This is a genomic window from Aestuariivivens sediminicola (assembly GCF_022662015.1).
In the GTDB taxonomy this organism is placed as follows: Bacteria; Bacteroidota; Bacteroidia; order Flavobacteriales; family Flavobacteriaceae; genus Aestuariivivens; species Aestuariivivens sediminicola.
Genome location: NZ_JAKMCM010000001.1, coordinates 85490 through 100631, shown reverse-complemented (window position 1 = coordinate 100631; position 15142 = coordinate 85490). Strand labels below are relative to the sequence as shown.

General features: G+C 40.2%; 11 protein-coding genes. All 11 read left to right on the top strand.

Annotated features, from left to right (window positions below; all coding sequences use genetic code 11):
- Positions 1-392: 392 nt before the first annotated feature.
- The 11 genes from MR041_RS00400 to MR041_RS00350 all read left to right on the top strand — a co-directional run bounded on the left by MR041_RS00400 (position 393) and on the right by MR041_RS00350 (position 15139).
- Positions 393-1781 (top strand): asparagine synthase-related protein, encoded by a 1389-nt coding sequence (locus MR041_RS00400; RefSeq protein ID WP_242091606.1) that lies wholly within the window; start codon positions 393-395, stop codon positions 1779-1781.
- Positions 1774-2886: a glycosyltransferase gene (locus tag MR041_RS00395; RefSeq protein ID WP_242091605.1), complete on the top strand. Its 1113-nt coding sequence runs from the start codon at positions 1774-1776 to the stop codon at positions 2884-2886. The genes MR041_RS00400 and MR041_RS00395 overlap by 8 nt, the downstream gene beginning before the upstream one ends.
- Positions 2887-2951: 65 nt before the next feature.
- Positions 2952-4121, top strand: coding sequence for a glycosyltransferase family 4 protein (locus tag MR041_RS00390; RefSeq protein WP_242091604.1), 1170 nt, complete (start codon positions 2952-2954; stop codon positions 4119-4121).
- Positions 4114-4944 carry an FkbM family methyltransferase gene (locus tag MR041_RS00385; RefSeq protein WP_242091603.1) on the top strand — a complete coding sequence of 277 codons (831 nt, stop codon included), beginning with the start codon at positions 4114-4116 and terminating at the stop codon, positions 4942-4944. The genes MR041_RS00390 and MR041_RS00385 overlap by 8 nt, the downstream gene beginning before the upstream one ends.
- Before the next feature lie 8 nt (positions 4945-4952).
- Positions 4953-6284 carry a glycosyltransferase family 2 protein gene (locus tag MR041_RS00380; protein WP_242091602.1) on the top strand — a complete coding sequence of 444 codons (1332 nt, stop codon included), beginning with the start codon at positions 4953-4955 and terminating at the stop codon, positions 6282-6284.
- Positions 6284-7399: a glycosyltransferase family 4 protein gene (locus MR041_RS00375; RefSeq protein ID WP_242091601.1), complete on the top strand. Its 1116-nt coding sequence runs from the start codon at positions 6284-6286 to the stop codon at positions 7397-7399. The genes MR041_RS00380 and MR041_RS00375 overlap by 1 nt, the downstream gene beginning before the upstream one ends.
- Positions 7400-8075: 676 nt before the next feature.
- A complete protein-coding gene (locus MR041_RS00370; RefSeq protein WP_242091600.1) occupies positions 8076-9224 on the top strand; it encodes a glycosyltransferase in 1149 nt (382 codons plus the stop codon).
- A gap of 106 nt (positions 9225-9330) precedes the next feature.
- Positions 9331-10575: an O-antigen ligase family protein gene (locus MR041_RS00365; RefSeq protein WP_242091599.1), complete on the top strand. Its 1245-nt coding sequence runs from the start codon at positions 9331-9333 to the stop codon at positions 10573-10575.
- Positions 10576-10697: 122 nt separating this feature from the next.
- Entirely contained in the window at positions 10698-11522 is an 825-nt protein-coding gene (locus tag MR041_RS00360; protein WP_242091598.1) for a transglutaminase domain-containing protein, read from the top strand.
- Between the two features lie 1154 nt (positions 11523-12676).
- The gene (locus MR041_RS00355; RefSeq protein WP_242091597.1) at positions 12677-13690 is read left to right on the top strand and encodes a glycosyltransferase family 4 protein; all 1014 of its coding nucleotides are present in this window, start codon (positions 12677-12679) and stop codon (positions 13688-13690) included.
- 57 nt (positions 13691-13747) lie between these two features.
- Positions 13748-15139, top strand: coding sequence for a sugar transferase (locus tag MR041_RS00350; protein ID WP_242091596.1), 1392 nt, complete (start codon positions 13748-13750; stop codon positions 15137-15139).
- Positions 15140-15142: the final 3 nt, after the last annotated feature.

Sequence of the window (15142 nt, the reverse complement as noted above, 5' to 3'; positions counted from 1 at the left end):
TTATATTCTTACTATTGGATAAGAGCAATACAAATTTGAATTATCTTGTCATTCCTGCGCAGGCAGGAATCCATTAATTCGTAAGGGAACAAGAAAGATTAATTTAACTGGCTCCTCCTTTAAGCCTAAGGGAGGTGGATTACGCCACAGGCGTAAGATGGAGGGTTATGAAAAAATAAATCAGGCTAATTATTAAGCCAAACTCCCTGTCACGCCTTTCGCCAAAACGCAATCTCGCCCCTTCCCTAATAACATCCATCGGATGTGTTTTAACGCTCCGTTACCCTTTGGTCTTTAGAGGGGAGCTTATTGTAAGCGTGAAAGAGTTGAGTCGAATGTTACAATGCTTGGTACCTTCAACGACATAAAATTGTATATTGCGTTAGCAATACATGAGAACAGTGACCACCCCAATAATACCAACCCATCAAACCTTTGCCAAGGTTAAGGCACCTCATGAATTACACTTAGAGGCCATATGCGTGTTTGTGGCTATTGGTTTTTTTTTAGATCAGGACACCTATTGGAAGGATAAGGTGGTACTAGCTCCAGCGTCTAAACATGAACTCGACGAACATGGCTTTGTTGTGGATTCCAAACCATGGTTTCAATGGCATTCCACCCCGACTATATCAGACTTTAGTGAAGCGCTGGAGGCCTATTCTGATCTGTTTGAGGGTATTATTGACAAACAAACCAAAGGTAAACGGGTCATACTGCCACTTTCCGGTGGACTCGATAGTCGTACCCAGGCTGTGGCCTTGCACAGGTTGCAACGGGAGGTGTTTTCTTATAGTTACGAATTTCAGCAAGGCTATCCTGAAACTAAAATAGCCAGAAAGATTGCTGAGGCTTGTGATTTCGAGTTTGAAAGCTATTCCATTCCTGAAGGGTATTTATGGTCAGTTTTGGACCGATTGTTTGAACTGAATGGGGGGTATTCGGATTTTACCAGTCCAAGACAGATGGCCGTGGTTGATTACTTAGAGGGAAAAGGAGAGGTGTTTTCCTTAGGGCATTGGGGCGACGTGTTATTCGACTCTATGCATGTGCCTAGTTTATCCAAAGATGAACTGGTTACGTTTTTAGAACGTAAACTTATAAAGCGAGGTGGACTGGAGTTAGCCTGCAAGTTGTGGGATCATTGGAACTTATCGGGTGACTTTACAAGTTATTTGAAATCACGAATTTCAGAATTATTGTCCAAAATTCGCATTGAGGATACAAATGCGAAACTACGTGCCTTTAAGTCCATGCACTGGGCACCACGTTGGACCTCAGTCAATCTTTCGGTATTCCATAGTGTAGCACCCATAAGCTTGCCCTATTATGACAATGCGATGTGTCAGTTTATTTGTACGTTACCGGAGAATATGTTGTCGAATAGAAAGTTGCAAATCGCTTACATAAAGCATAAGATGCCTGAATTAGCGAAAATAACCTGGCAGGCCCATCGTCCATTTCATTTGTACAACTACCATTTCGATAAAGTTCCTTATAATATACCCTATCGCTTAACCAATAAAATGCAACGTATGATGTCATCACTAATTCGGAAACCCTATTTACAGCGTAACTGGGAGCTTCAGTATTTAGGGGCTAGTAACCAAATCCATGTAATACAACAATTGCAAGAACTAAAGTCCGATGGGTTTATTCCTGAGGCTGTGATCACGGAATGTTGTCATAGATTTTATCAAGGGCAATCCCTTGATGTTGCCCATCCGATAAATATGCTTATAGTGTTATCCCAATTTTATAAATCCCGAGGTCATGGATAGGCGTATTAAAATTTTATTTACGATTCCCAATTTTGATACGGCCGGGAGTGGTAAATCTGTTTATGATATGGTGTCTCGTTTAGATAAAAATATTTTTAATCCAGAGGTTTGTTGTTTTCATGATAGAGGGGAATTATTTAAGGAAATTATGAAACTTAATATTAAAGTTCATTTATTTAATACGAGTGTTTCTTATTATCCATTGTTAACTTTTCCATTTAGAGTTTTTAAAATTTATCAGTTTTTTAAAAATGGTGGTTTTAATATCATTCATTCTTGGCATTGGAGCTCTGATTTTTCTGAACCATTAGCAGCAAAACTTGCAGGAATTCCGTTTATATATACAAAAAAAGCGATGGGTTGGGGTAATAAAGCTTGGTTGTGGCGGTCAAAGTTGAGTACTAAAATTATATCTGTTAACAAAGAAATACCTGAACGGTTTTTTAAAAATAACTTTAGCAAGGTTACCATAATACCACTTTGTGTAGATGTTAAAAGATTTTCACCTTTGGAAAAAACTTATAAGTCTCCAGAAGGACTAATTTTTGGAGAAGAAGATTTCATTATTATTTCTGTAGCTAATTTAGTCCCTGTAAAGGGGATTGAAATACTACTTGATGCAATTGTGAGGTTAAACGATAAAACAATTAAAGTACTCATAGTGGGTGATGATAAGAATGAATATGGTAAAGAGCTGATTAGTAATTACAAAGATTTTTCTAATATTTTCTTTTTGGGCAAGAAATTAGATGTCAGACCTTATTTGGCTTTGGCAGATCTATTCGTGATTCCTACTAAAGATGAAGGGAGAAAAGAAGGTCTGCCCATAGCTCCAATGGAAGCAATGTCCTCGAAACGAATTGTTTTAGGATCAGACATCACTGGAATTAAAGAGGTTTTAAAAAATTTTCCAGATTTTTTATTTAGTTCTGGAGATATAGATGATTTAATTTCGAAAATTTTGAAAGTTAAAGAAATGTCATTTAAAGAAAGAGAGTTAATTGCGAATAGAATGAGAGCGCATGTAGAGAATAATTTATCTATTGACAGATTTATTAGAGAACATGAAGCCCTCTATAAGCAAATAGTCGGAATAAAGAATTAAAATTAATTATTTTAATAGCAGTTATGTTAATCGATTATTAAATTTTACCCAGAAATAGTTTCATCTTGAAAATAGGACTTGTATTAGCTAAACCGCCGAGTTATTCCGAAACCTTTTTTGTTTCCAAAATAAAAGGCTTGCAAAATCATGGTTTTCAGGTAACCATGTTTGTACAGAATAAAGAAGCTGACTTCAGTTTGTGTGATGTTAAAGTGGCGCCAAAAGTGTATAAACGTAACTTCATATTTTTGTTAGGAAATAGCCTAACGGTGTTTTTAAAGTTATTCTTAAATCTTAATCGATCTATAAGGTTTGTTAGACTGGAAAAGCAATATGGTCGATCTAATAAGCAACTTTTAAAAAACTTATACAATAATAGCCATTTATTAACGGCGAATTTAGATTGGGTTCATTTTGGTTTTGCCACTATGGCTTTGCAAAGCGAGCATATAGCAAAAGCTATTGGTGCTAAAATGGCTGTAAGCTTCAGAGGGTTTGACATCAGTATTTATCCCATTGGGCATCCTGATTGTTACAATAAACTATGGAATAAAGTTGATAAAATTCATGTTATATCCAATGACATTAAAGCCATGGTTTATAAGTATGGGTTTAAGGACGAGACTGAAATCGTAAAGATTACTCCGGCCATTGATGTCACCTTTTTTAAAAGTAAAAAAGAACTCAATCTTGGAGAAACGATTCATTTTGTAAGTATTGCGCGATTGCACTGGAAAAAAGGATTGAATTATACGCTTGAAGCCTTAAGTTTATTAAAAGAGTCAGGACTTAATTTTAAGTATACAATTATTGGTGAAGGTATAGAATTAGAACGATTAAAGTTTGCAGTATTTCAGTTAGATATGCTTCAAAATATTACATTTACCGGTAAAATAGCCCCCCGTTTTGTAAAGGAAATACTTGAAACTTCCGACATCTATTTACAATATAGTGTCCAGGAAGGATTTTGCAATGCCGTTTTAGAAGCGCAAGCCATGGGATTGCTATGTGTTGTGTCAGATGCGGAGGGCCTATCTGAAAATGTATTAAGTGGTGTAACTGGTTTTGTAGTTCCAAAAAGACAGCCGAAATTATTGGCTAAAACTTTAATGAAAGTTGTTTCATTGCCCGTTGAAGAAAAAAATAAGATTAAGGCGAACGCCATAGAGCATGTAAGACGTAATTTTAATTTGAAGCATCAAGTGGAACAATTTGTAAAGTTTTATAGTGAGTAGACTGGTTAAAATATATAACAAAGTTCCTGCAGCTATAAAGCGTTTTTTAGGCAAATCTAATATTGCCAAGGGCTTAGTAAATGCACTGAATAAACCCAATGGGGTATATAGAATTGTAAAGGTTAATATTGAACGGAGGTATCAACAATATCTGGTCAGGTTTAGTTTTTACGCGCCATTGAAGGAGGCCTCTAAAGCCCTGAAAAAAGGTGTAGAAACCACTTTGTTGAATAACACTATCAAACTTTGCAAGTTTTATAAATCGAACCAACATAATTTAACAGTGTTGGATATTGGAGCCAATTTTGGATTCCTCAGTTTAGTTTGGTCTCAGAGCATTTGTCGAAATCAGGGTCAGATTGTAGCCTTTGAGCCTAATAGACAGGTGCATGATTCGTTTGCCAAGTCTATAGATGTGAATAATTTAAAAGATGCTATAATTTTGGAGAATTTAGCGGTAGGCATTGAGGAAAAAGTGGTTGAACTCTTTCTAAATAATACCACTTCCAATGTTTTAAAAACTGAAATAGTTACTGATTCAGTAAATATCCCAATGGTTACGGTTGATTCCTATGTGTCAAAAAATAATTTTAATAAATGCGATTTAATAAAAATTGATGTGGACGGTATTGAACTGGATATCTTAAAGGGATCCGAAGACACTTTAAAGACATTTCAACCTCTATTTGTGGTAGAAACGAATAATGATCGCCGCATATTAGATTTTTTTAAGACCCGTAATTATAAAGTATTGGATATGAATTTGGAGGAATATCAACTTAACAATGCTTTACCACCCAATATATTTTGTGTTCCTAACTAATCGATTTTATGTTGTTTGCCTTTCTGAAATATGTACAACCTACACATTACTTTTCCCTGAAACGGGATTCTGGAGACTTCCTCTATCCTGAACCGGATGCATTGCCGTATGAGGTGAAACACTGGTTACGTCCGGATACCGGCTATCAGAGTGCTGCAGCCATGCACTACGATTTGGCCTGGCAGGCCTTACATCAAGGATGGATTGGAAAGGAAAAAACCCTAACCACCGTTGAAAGGGTGCCGCTGCGGGATCAGTACCACTTCCTTCGAAAATATTTTAATCGCGCATGGGTAGCCTATGTCCTGGTATTACGTCTCCTAAGCTTTTACAATCCGTTTAAGGAATTGCGGGCCTGGTTTGCAACAAGTAATGTCGCTAGAATTGGTTATTTACAACAGCCATTACCATATCCCAATTGGGGCAGTTTTAAGTCCGGGCTACTGGAAATCAAACCTCTGGTGACTGTGATTATTCCAACATTAAACCGTTATGAGTATTTAAAGGATGCCTTACGGGATTTGGAGGTCCAGGATTATAACAATTTTGAGGTTATAGTGATAGATCAATCTGATGAATATCAAGACTCTTTTTATAGTCATTTTAAGTTAGATTTGAAGGTAGAACGACAAGAAGAGAAAGCACTTTGGCTCGCGCGCAACACGGCCATTAAGATGGCTAAAGGGAACTACCTGCTATTTTTTGATGATGACAGCCGCGTAGGTTCGGATTGGATAAGCAATCATTTGAAATGTTTGGATTTTTTTAAGGCTGACATCTCATTCGGGGTATCCCTATCGGAAGTCGGGGCTGAAGTACCAGCACATTATTCTTTTTTTAGAGTCAGTGATCAGTTGGATACCGGGAATGCCTTAATAAAAAAAGAAGTGTTCGAAGTTATCGGTTTGTTTGATCGCCAGTTTGAAAAACAGCGTATGGGTGATGGTGAGTTCGGTTTACGCGCTTATTTAAAGGGGTATTTAAATGTGTCCAATCCTTATGCCAAACGCCTGCATTTAAAGGTGGGTTCCGGTGGATTACGTGATATGGGCAGTTGGGATGCCTTCAGGACATCGAAATGGAATGCCCCCAGGCCCATACCCTCTGTACTTTATCTTTTTAGACGGTATTTCGGGAACAAAGAGGCGAAGTATACACTATTGCGAACGGTACCCCTATCAATCATGCCATATCGCTTTAAAAAAAATAAGCCCATGTTGGCTTTGGGTGCACTTTTGACTGTGTTACTTTTACCTTTGGTACTTTATCAGGTGCTTAAATCCTGGCGCTTATCGAGTAAAAAGTTAGAAGAGGGTCCGTTAATTGATACTCTGGACTGATGTCAAAACTAAAGCACATCCTTTTAGTCACCTCGGAATTCCCACCCCAACCGGGGGGCATAGGCAATCATGCCTATCATTTGGCCCTTCAGTTATCTGAATATGGTTTTGAGGTTCATGTGATAACGGATATCAGATCCGGGGATGGTCTGGAGGAAATGGCCTTTGATGCCACCTTGCCCTTTAAGGTAGAACGTATAAAAGGTAGGACACCACGACTATTTATGTATTTCAGGCGCATAATAATGGTTTTAAAGGCCTTGAAAAACAGGCCCTATGTGATTGCCACGGGAAAATTTTCACTCTGGAATGTTGCCCTGTGCAGCCTGGTCTATTCATGTAAAAGACTGGCGGTGATTCATGGTACCGAAGTTAATTTTAAGGCTTATCTATTAAGAAAGGCGGTGGATTTTTCTTTAAAACGGTTCAACAGCATAGTTGCCGTTTCCCACTTCACCAAAACATTGGTAAGTCATTTAAATAGAGAAGTGCTAGTCATTGCCAATGCCATTGACCTAAAAGATTGGCTGCCGGTCGAAATGTCTCAAAAGAGGATTACCGGAAAACCGGTGCTTACGACGGTGGGACGTTTGAGTAAGCGAAAAGGGCAGTTGCAGGTCATTAAGCATTTACCTGTGCTTTTAAAAGTCTATCCTGACTTGCATTACCAATGTGTTGGTATGTCAAAAAAGATGCCTGAATTTATTAAGCGTGCCGAGGACCTGGGCGTGGCATCCCATGTGACATTTCGCGGGGTATTGGATAAGCAAAAAGTGAAGCAGGTGCTCCAGGGAACGGATATTTTTGTCATGTTAAGTACCACCACGGTCACGGGCGATGTTGAAGGTTTTGGTATTGCCATTCTGGAAGCCAATGCCATGGGCATACCGGCTATTGGAGCCAGTGGATCGGGTATTGCGGATGCGATTCAACAAGGGCAATCGGGTCTGCTTATAGACGGAACGGATGCGGAAGCCTTCGTTGAGGCCGTAACCACTATTTTGAATAACATTTCTGATTACAGAAAGGGGGCGCTTTTATGGGCGCAAGAACATCAGTGGGTTCATGTTATTAAGAAGTATGTTTCTGTTATAGAGGGTATAAATAATTCTTAGTATTGTTCTTTTTTGCATTGCCCAAAAAAGAACCAAAAAAGTCTAGTCCTTATAGCTTCGGCGGTCAATCACGTTTTTGGTTCCTAAAAGAAATGAACTCTCTTCGATCGAACAGCATTTCTTTTTTACGGAACCTTCAAACTATTGATGCTCGCCTGCCAGCTATTATGGACTTTTAAAGAAGGAAGTTCATTCTATCTTGTTCCTCACTTAAGACTAAGGGAGGTGGATCACGCCGCAGGCGTGAGACGGAGGGTTCTGAAAAAAAATAAACTAAATATTAAATCAAACTCCCCGTCACGCAATAGCGTGACACCCCTCTTCAGAGGAAGAGGGGAACAAGAAAGATTAATAGGTCTTGTTCCTCCCTTAAGCCTAAGGGAGGTGGATCACGCCGCAGGCATGAGACGGAGGGTTCTGAAAAAAATAAACTAAATATTAAATCAAACTCCCCGTCACGCAAAAGCGTGACACCCCTCTTCCTCTGAAGAGGGGAACAAGTAATATTAATAAGTCTTGTTCCTCACTTAAGACTAAGGGAGGTGGATCATGCCATAGGCGTGAGACGGAGGGTTCTGATTAACTATACTATCTTTAAAAACAGGAATGACAAAAAACATAAAACCAAAAATAATTTTTAAGTTAAAATAAAAATGGCAACTTTGTCAGGACGCTTATGAAACTGGCCATTATCTCCCATACCGAACATTACAAAACGACCGACGGTACCATTGTAGGATGGGGACCAACGGTGATGGAAATTAACCACCTCCTGGAGGTGTTCGAGGAGATCTACCATGTGGCCATGTTACATCAGGGAGAGGCCCCACCCAGTGCCCTGTTATACCAATCGAAACGTATTCATTTTGTCCCGATTCCTGCGGTTGGAGGGCCAAAGTTCCGGGATAAGTTTAGGATATTGTGGTATGCTCCTAAAATCATGAGTATTATTTCCGCTGTCCTTAAAAAGGTGGATATATTTCAATTTCGAGCACCGACCGGTATTGGAGTGTATGTCATTCCGTATTTGACCTTTTTTACAAAAAAGAAGGGCTGGTACAAATACGCAGGGAACTGGAACCAGAAGCAACCCCCATTAGGCTATGCGCTTCAGCGCTGGCTGCTAAAGCATCAGACTCGAAAGGTAACCATTAACGGGTTCTGGGAGCATCAGCCTGTCAATCATTTAAGTTTTGAAAATCCATGTCTCAGTGAGGCCGACATCAGGCTTGGTGAACAAGTGAGGCGACAGAAAGATTTTAGTGGAAAGTTATCCTTTTGTTTCGTGGGACGCCTGGAACGGGAGAAAGGGGTGGAGCGGATCATCCGGGCCTTTTTAGGTCTGAATAACAAAGATCTGGACAGGGTTGAAGCGGTACACCTCGTAGGAGCAGGTGAGGACTTGGATTATTTTAAATCACTGGTGCAATCGAGTGAGATAGATTTTAAATTTCACGGTGCCTTGGCCAGAGGAGAGGTGTTCGAGGTCTATGAACAAAGTCATGTGTTCTTGTTACCCACAGCGGCGTCTGAAGGCTTTCCGAAGGTCATTGCTGAGGCCCTGAATTTTGGATGTATCCCCATTGTCTCCAGGCTGTCCGCTATAGGTCATTATATAGGTGATGAAAAGAATGGGTATTTAATAGATCCTGTAACCGATGATGTCCTGGGGAACCTAATCAAAAAGCTGTTATATTTGTCTGAGGTGAAACGAAGAGCTTTTTTAGATCAGGCACCTAAACTTGTAAAGCAATTCACCTTTACAAATTACAACCAGCGTATTGTTAACTTATTAAATTCTGTAACCACTGACGCCACGACTTAGAAAAGCCATAAATGATTACTATGTTCTGGCCGTAATCCTGCACATCGGCCTTGGTATCCTATTATATGCTTACGAACCTTTATCCAAACTGTATTTTTGGGTGGTCATGGGTTATTTCATTATTCGCATTGTTTTGGTCTCCGGGGATTACAAGTCCTATTATGTGTTTTTGGGTTGTGCCTATTTTTCGGGTGCTGAAGTGCTGTTTCGAATGACGGATGGGGGGATTGCCTATGAGGCTTCCAAATATCTGGTCATTTTATTTATGCTGATGGGCATGTTTTTTAAGGGGGTGAATGGTAAGGGTTATCCCTATTTTATCTATCTGATTTTGTTGGTACCTTCGATTTTAGTGGCGTCGACGACCTTAAGTTTTTTTGCCAATTTCAGAACAAATATCGCCTTTGTATTGAGTGGCCCGGTCTGTTTGGGGATTGCAGCCTTGTTTTGTTACGATCGAAAGATTACGAACAGGCAACTGTTAAATGTGATCATGTACCTCGCCCTGCCTTGTATTACCATGACGACCTATCTGTTTTTATATAACCCCAGTATTAAGGATACCTTGTCCGGAACCGCATCAAATGCGGCATCCTCGGGAGGATTTGGCCCGAACCAGGTGTCTACCGCTTTAGGTTTGGGCATGTTTGCCATTGCTGTTCGGTTGTTCATGAAATCGCCTTCCCTGTTTTTAAGGATACTAAATATCGCCTTATTAGGCGCCATGACCTTTCGTGCTATCGTCACCTTTAGCCGAGGTGGGGTATTCGCCGCGGTAATTGTGGTTGGTGCTTTTTTGTGGAGCTTATTTTACAGATCCCCAGGTAGATTGAAGAACCAAATCGTAGTCTCTTTTATACTGTTGTGTATTACTGTTATCGTTACGTGGACGGTTAGTTCCTATCAGACCCAGGGCCTTATTGATAAGCGTTATGCCAATGAAAATGCACAGGGTATTAAAAAAGAAGATATTACCACAGGTCGTCTTCAGTTGTTTAAAGAAGAAATCGAAGGCTTTCTAGGTAGTCCTTTTTTGGGGATTGGCGCCAGTCGCGTTAAGGATATTCGAGTAGTTCGGGATAATAAATCACTACCCTCCCACAATGAAATAGGGCGTTTATTGTCGGAGCATGGGATTTTAGGGATTATCATTATTATGATTTTAATTGTTAAACCCTTGGGTTTTAGAACCGCCAATAATCGGAATTATTTTTTTTATGCCTTTCTCTGTTTCTGGTTTGCCACCATAAACCATTCCGGAATGCGTATAGCCGCCCCGGCCTTGCTCTATGCTTTTGCCTTGTTGAACGTGGTGCCTGAACGCGTATTTTTAAGTAGTCTTAAAAAATGAGTATAGTTTAAAAATTATTATTTTGAATTGCATTTTAAAGTAGTTTTTATGGTCTTTATATCTAAAATCAATTAAGAGTCAAACTATTTTCATTATTTTCGCATCGTTAACAACTGTTTTTAATGGGTCGAATAGTTAAAAAAATGAAGTGGATCTTTAAAAGGCATCCCTTCTTGTATTTTATGAGATTCAAGCTCCTTTCCAAAAACGTATCTAAAAAGGAATTGGGGGCCCTTTACTATAATAGTATTAACGAAAAGGAAGCTATTCCCAAAAGTTTTACTGTTGTTAGTGCCTTGATCTTTAAGGGTAAAAAAGACCTCAATGACTTCGATACCATTATGGAACTGGCACGTTGGTTACGTACCAATATTAAAGGTGGCAGAGGCTTGAGCCTGTCCTCAGAAAAGGCCCTGGAGATCATGCTGGCCGGTGAGGGCGGGGTGTGCAGTGATATGGCGCAGATCTTCAATAACTTCTGTGTGGTCAATGATGTTGACGTACGGGAATGGGGGATTACCTCCTTTCCATTCAATTCTGAATTTGGGGGTCACGCCTTTAATGAGTTTTATTCCGAGACATTGAAGAAATGGGTTTTAATAGACGTCTCCAAGACACTGCTTTTTTATCTTGAGGGCAGTACAACACCCTTGTCGGTGATGGAATTGTTTGAGTATAACAAAGCCGGAAAATCCATTGTGTACCAATCCTTTCTATCGTCAAATGTGCCGGATGATAATTTAATTAGGTTCTATTATTTAGAACCGGATCGGGCGCCCTTTTTGATCTGCAACTATCATAATTCCATCTATGATCGATATTTGGATCGGTTTAAATCCATATTTCCTGTATTTGTTATCCATTTTTGGTTGTATCTTATCAGAAGGAGTTATTATTACCTGTTTCCCTTAAATGATTTTAAAGGTGAACTGATCTATGATCGGTAGGGGTTTATGAAATTTTGAGCACATTGAAATGTTCTCAAAACCACCTTTATAAATATTCTTTTTATTCATGCATCCTTTTTGTTATGATATGGTATTCATGAATGCTTTGCATTTTGCATTGCCCAAAAAAGAATCAAACCTGCCTACCTGGCGGATGGCAGGCAGGAAATGCTAGCCTTGAATCTTCGGCGGTCAATTTAAATTTTAGATGGATTTGTCATTCCTGCCTTTCGACTATCGCTCAAGATAAACTACAGCGGGAATCTATTACGGAATGATTTATAATTCTTAGTAATGTTCTTTTTCCCATTGCCGCAAAAAGAACCAAAAACGTCTAGTCCTTATAGCTTCGGCAGTCAATTTGGTTTTATGTTCATTTTTTTGCTTGTCCAACCCTTCGACAGCGCTCAGGGCAAGCAACTGAACCAAACCTGCCTACCTGGGGGATAGCAATTAGGAATTTATTATTTTTTTAAATGTTCTTTTTCCCATTGCCGCAAAAAGAACCAAAAACGTCTAGTCCTTATAGCTTCGGCAGTCAATTTGGTTTTATGTTCATTTTTTTGCTTGTCCAAAAAAATGAACCAAAAAAAGGACACCAATAGTAGGAATTTCACCTTCGGTGAACCAAGCTCAAAACTTGGCGTCACTTCGTTCCTGAATCTCCAAGCTTTTGAGCTTATATTCTTACTTGGATTAATCAAATTTAGAATAGAAGTGTTTTTGTCATTCCTGCGCAGGCAGGAATCCATTAATTCATAAGGGAATAAGAAAGATTTATGTAACCGGCTCCTCACTTAAGGTTAAAGGCGGTGGATCACGCCACAGGCGTGAGACGGAGGGTTATGCTAAACAATACGTGTTTTTTAATCAAACACCCCTTTCTCCCGCCATTAGGCGGGATTCATTCCCCTCTTGAACCCAAGAGGGGAACAAGAAAGATTAATTTAACTGGCTCCTACTTTAAGCCTAAGGGAGGTGGATTACGCGACAGGCGTGAGACGGAGGGTTCTGAGAATCTAAACTGTTTTAATGATTGGAATGCATTCCCTCCTTAGTTTATCTTGAATTATTATGGAAAGGTAGGAATACTTGAGAACATGTTTTTAAACCTGTTCTAAATTGACATTAAATTTACTCGTACCTTTAAGGCCATGACTTCTGTACTTTATATAGGGAATAATCTAAAGGATCGGCGTCGAAACATAACCGGTATCGCACATTTGGGACCCTTATTGGAACAAGAGGGTATACAGGTATTTTATGCCTCATCGCAAAGAAATAAAGTGGTTAGGTTATTGGATATGCTTTACACCTGTTGGAAGTATAATAAGAAGGTCGACTATGTCCTTATAGATACCTATAGTACGCTTAACTTCTGGTATGCCGTATGGGTCGCTCAATTATGTCGGATGTTTAAATTAAAGTACATTCCCATCTTACATGGGGGTAACCTAGAAACGCGACTAAAACAGAGTCCGCTATGGAGTCAACGCCTTTTTAATCACGCCCATGTCAATATCGCTCCATCCCGATTTATGGAGAACACTTTCGCGCGATATGGCTATACACATCTTAAGTATATTCCGAATAGCATTGACCTGGACAATTATCAATTTAAGTCAAGACCATTACAAGAGCCTCAGATTTTATGGGTGCGCTCCTTTTCAAACATTTATAACCCGGAACTGGCAGTAAAGGTGTTGAAGTGCCTGCGCGACGAAGGCATTAAAGCATACCTGTGCATGGTTGGACCGGATAGTGGTGACGGCAGTTTAGAGGCTACCAAAAGCTTGGCCGAGGCCTTAGAGCTTGAGGTGTACTTTACCGGAAAGTTGTCCAAAGAAAAGTGGATAGCCCTTTCACAAGATTATAACCTGTTCATCAATACCACGAACTTCGATAATATGCCGGTAAGTGTGATTGAGGCCATGGCCCTGGGACTGCCCGTAGTATCCACCAATGTGGGTGGCATGCCTTACCTGATCACCCATGAAAAGGACGGCATACTTGTCAACCCCAATGCTGAAGCGGAATTTGTAGACGCTATTAAAATTCTCATCTCCAACCCGGAGCGCCTGAAGGCTATGACTATGGCAGCCAGACAAAAAGCAGAGGCCTTCGACTGGTCCGTTGTCAGGGAACAATGGCTGACTATTTTAAAATAAATCCGGATGTTTTAATTTAAGATAGTATCTTTATGCTGCTATTAACCTGTGATCTTCATGGCCACCCCAAGTATTCATTTTGATATTTCAGAACGTAAGGTCCTGCTCAGACTGTTCGATATCCTTTTTGTCTTGGCAGTACTGTATGTGGTGGGGACTATTTTCGATTTCGATTATTTCAGTATCAATGAAGAGAACTGGACCTGGGTACTGGTGCTCATTTTGTATATCTCTATTTTTGGAACCGTTTTCGAGCTGTACGACCTGCAGAAGTCCAGTAAGCTGGAAGTGGTGACCTCCAACATCGTCCTGACGGTATCCACAACGGTGCTGTTCTATTTTTTAACGCCATTCTTCACCCCATTCTTGCCGGACAATCGCCTGCAGATCCTCTATTTTTATTTCTCAATTTTATTTGCCCTGCTGCTTTGGCGTTACCTCTATTTAACCTTTGTTGCCTCTCCGCGCTTTTATAAAAAAGTACTGCTCATTGGTGAAATATCCAATATAGAGACGATCATAAATGCCTTCAAGGAGGCTGACCCCAACTATAAGATTATGGGTTTTATTAACTGTGAACCGGTGAAACCCGAGAGCCTGCGTTTTTTAGGCATACCGGAATACAATCCGAATGAAATCCATAAGATCATTCAGGAATTCGATATCAGGGAGATCGTGGTGGCCAGTTACAACTCGGAAAACATCACTCCTGATATCTACCATCACCTTATGAACCTGCTGGAAACCGGGTTCCCCATTAAAGAGTACACACAGGTCTATGAGGAAATGACCCATCGGGTACCGGTGCAGTTCGTGGGTAAGGATTTTTATAAATACTTTCCTTTCAGCCGAAGCAATCAGAATAAGCTTTACCTCTTTTTCCGCAGACTCTCCGATATTGTAACCGCCCTGATCGGATTGCTACTGGGAAGTGTATTTGTACCCTTCATTCTGTTGGGCAACCTGATTGGCAATAAAGGTCCCCTGTTTTATGTCCAGGACCGTATTGGAAAAAATGGCGAGGTGTTTCGAATGATCAAGTTCCGCACCATGATCAGGAATGCCGAACAGAAAGGCGCCGTATGGGCCACTAAGGATGACTCTCGAATTACCCTGTTTGGAAAGTTTTTGAGAAATACCCGTTTGGATGAGTTCCCGCAGTTCCTGAACATTTTGAAAGGGGAGATGAGTCTGATTGGTCCGAGACCGGAGCGCCCCCATTTTGTGCGGGAGTTATCGCAGTTGTTGCCGTTTTACGAGACCCGGCATATCATTAAACCCGGACTTACGGGCTGGGCACAGGTGAAGACACGCTATGGGGCCTCGGTGGATGACAGCCTGCTGAAACTGCAGTATGATCTGTACTATATCAAACACCGCAGTTACCTGCTCGATATCAATATCCTCATCAAAACCATTAGTACGGTGATCTTCTTCAGGGGGCAGTGATGT

What these genes read in the sequence shown, in the direction of transcription:
- MR041_RS00400 (WP_242091606.1), top strand. Translation starts at nt 393, where the DNA reads ATGAGAACAGTGACCACCCCAATAATACCAACCCATCAAACCTTTGCC.
- MR041_RS00395 (WP_242091605.1), top strand. Translation starts at nt 1,774, where the DNA reads ATGGATAGGCGTATTAAAATTTTATTTACGATTCCCAATTTTGATACG.
- MR041_RS00380 (WP_242091602.1), top strand. Translation starts at nt 4,953, where the DNA reads ATGTTGTTTGCCTTTCTGAAATATGTACAACCTACACATTACTTTTCC.
- MR041_RS00375 (WP_242091601.1), top strand. Translation starts at nt 6,284, where the DNA reads ATGTCAAAACTAAAGCACATCCTTTTAGTCACCTCGGAATTCCCACCC.
- MR041_RS00370 (WP_242091600.1), top strand. Translation starts at nt 8,076, where the DNA reads ATGAAACTGGCCATTATCTCCCATACCGAACATTACAAAACGACCGAC.
- MR041_RS00365 (WP_242091599.1), top strand. Translation starts at nt 9,331, where the DNA reads ATGGGTTATTTCATTATTCGCATTGTTTTGGTCTCCGGGGATTACAAG.
- MR041_RS00360 (WP_242091598.1), top strand. Translation starts at nt 10,698, where the DNA reads ATGGGTCGAATAGTTAAAAAAATGAAGTGGATCTTTAAAAGGCATCCC.
- MR041_RS00355 (WP_242091597.1), top strand. Translation starts at nt 12,677, where the DNA reads ATGACTTCTGTACTTTATATAGGGAATAATCTAAAGGATCGGCGTCGA.
- MR041_RS00350 (WP_242091596.1), top strand. Translation starts at nt 13,748, where the DNA reads ATGGCCACCCCAAGTATTCATTTTGATATTTCAGAACGTAAGGTCCTG.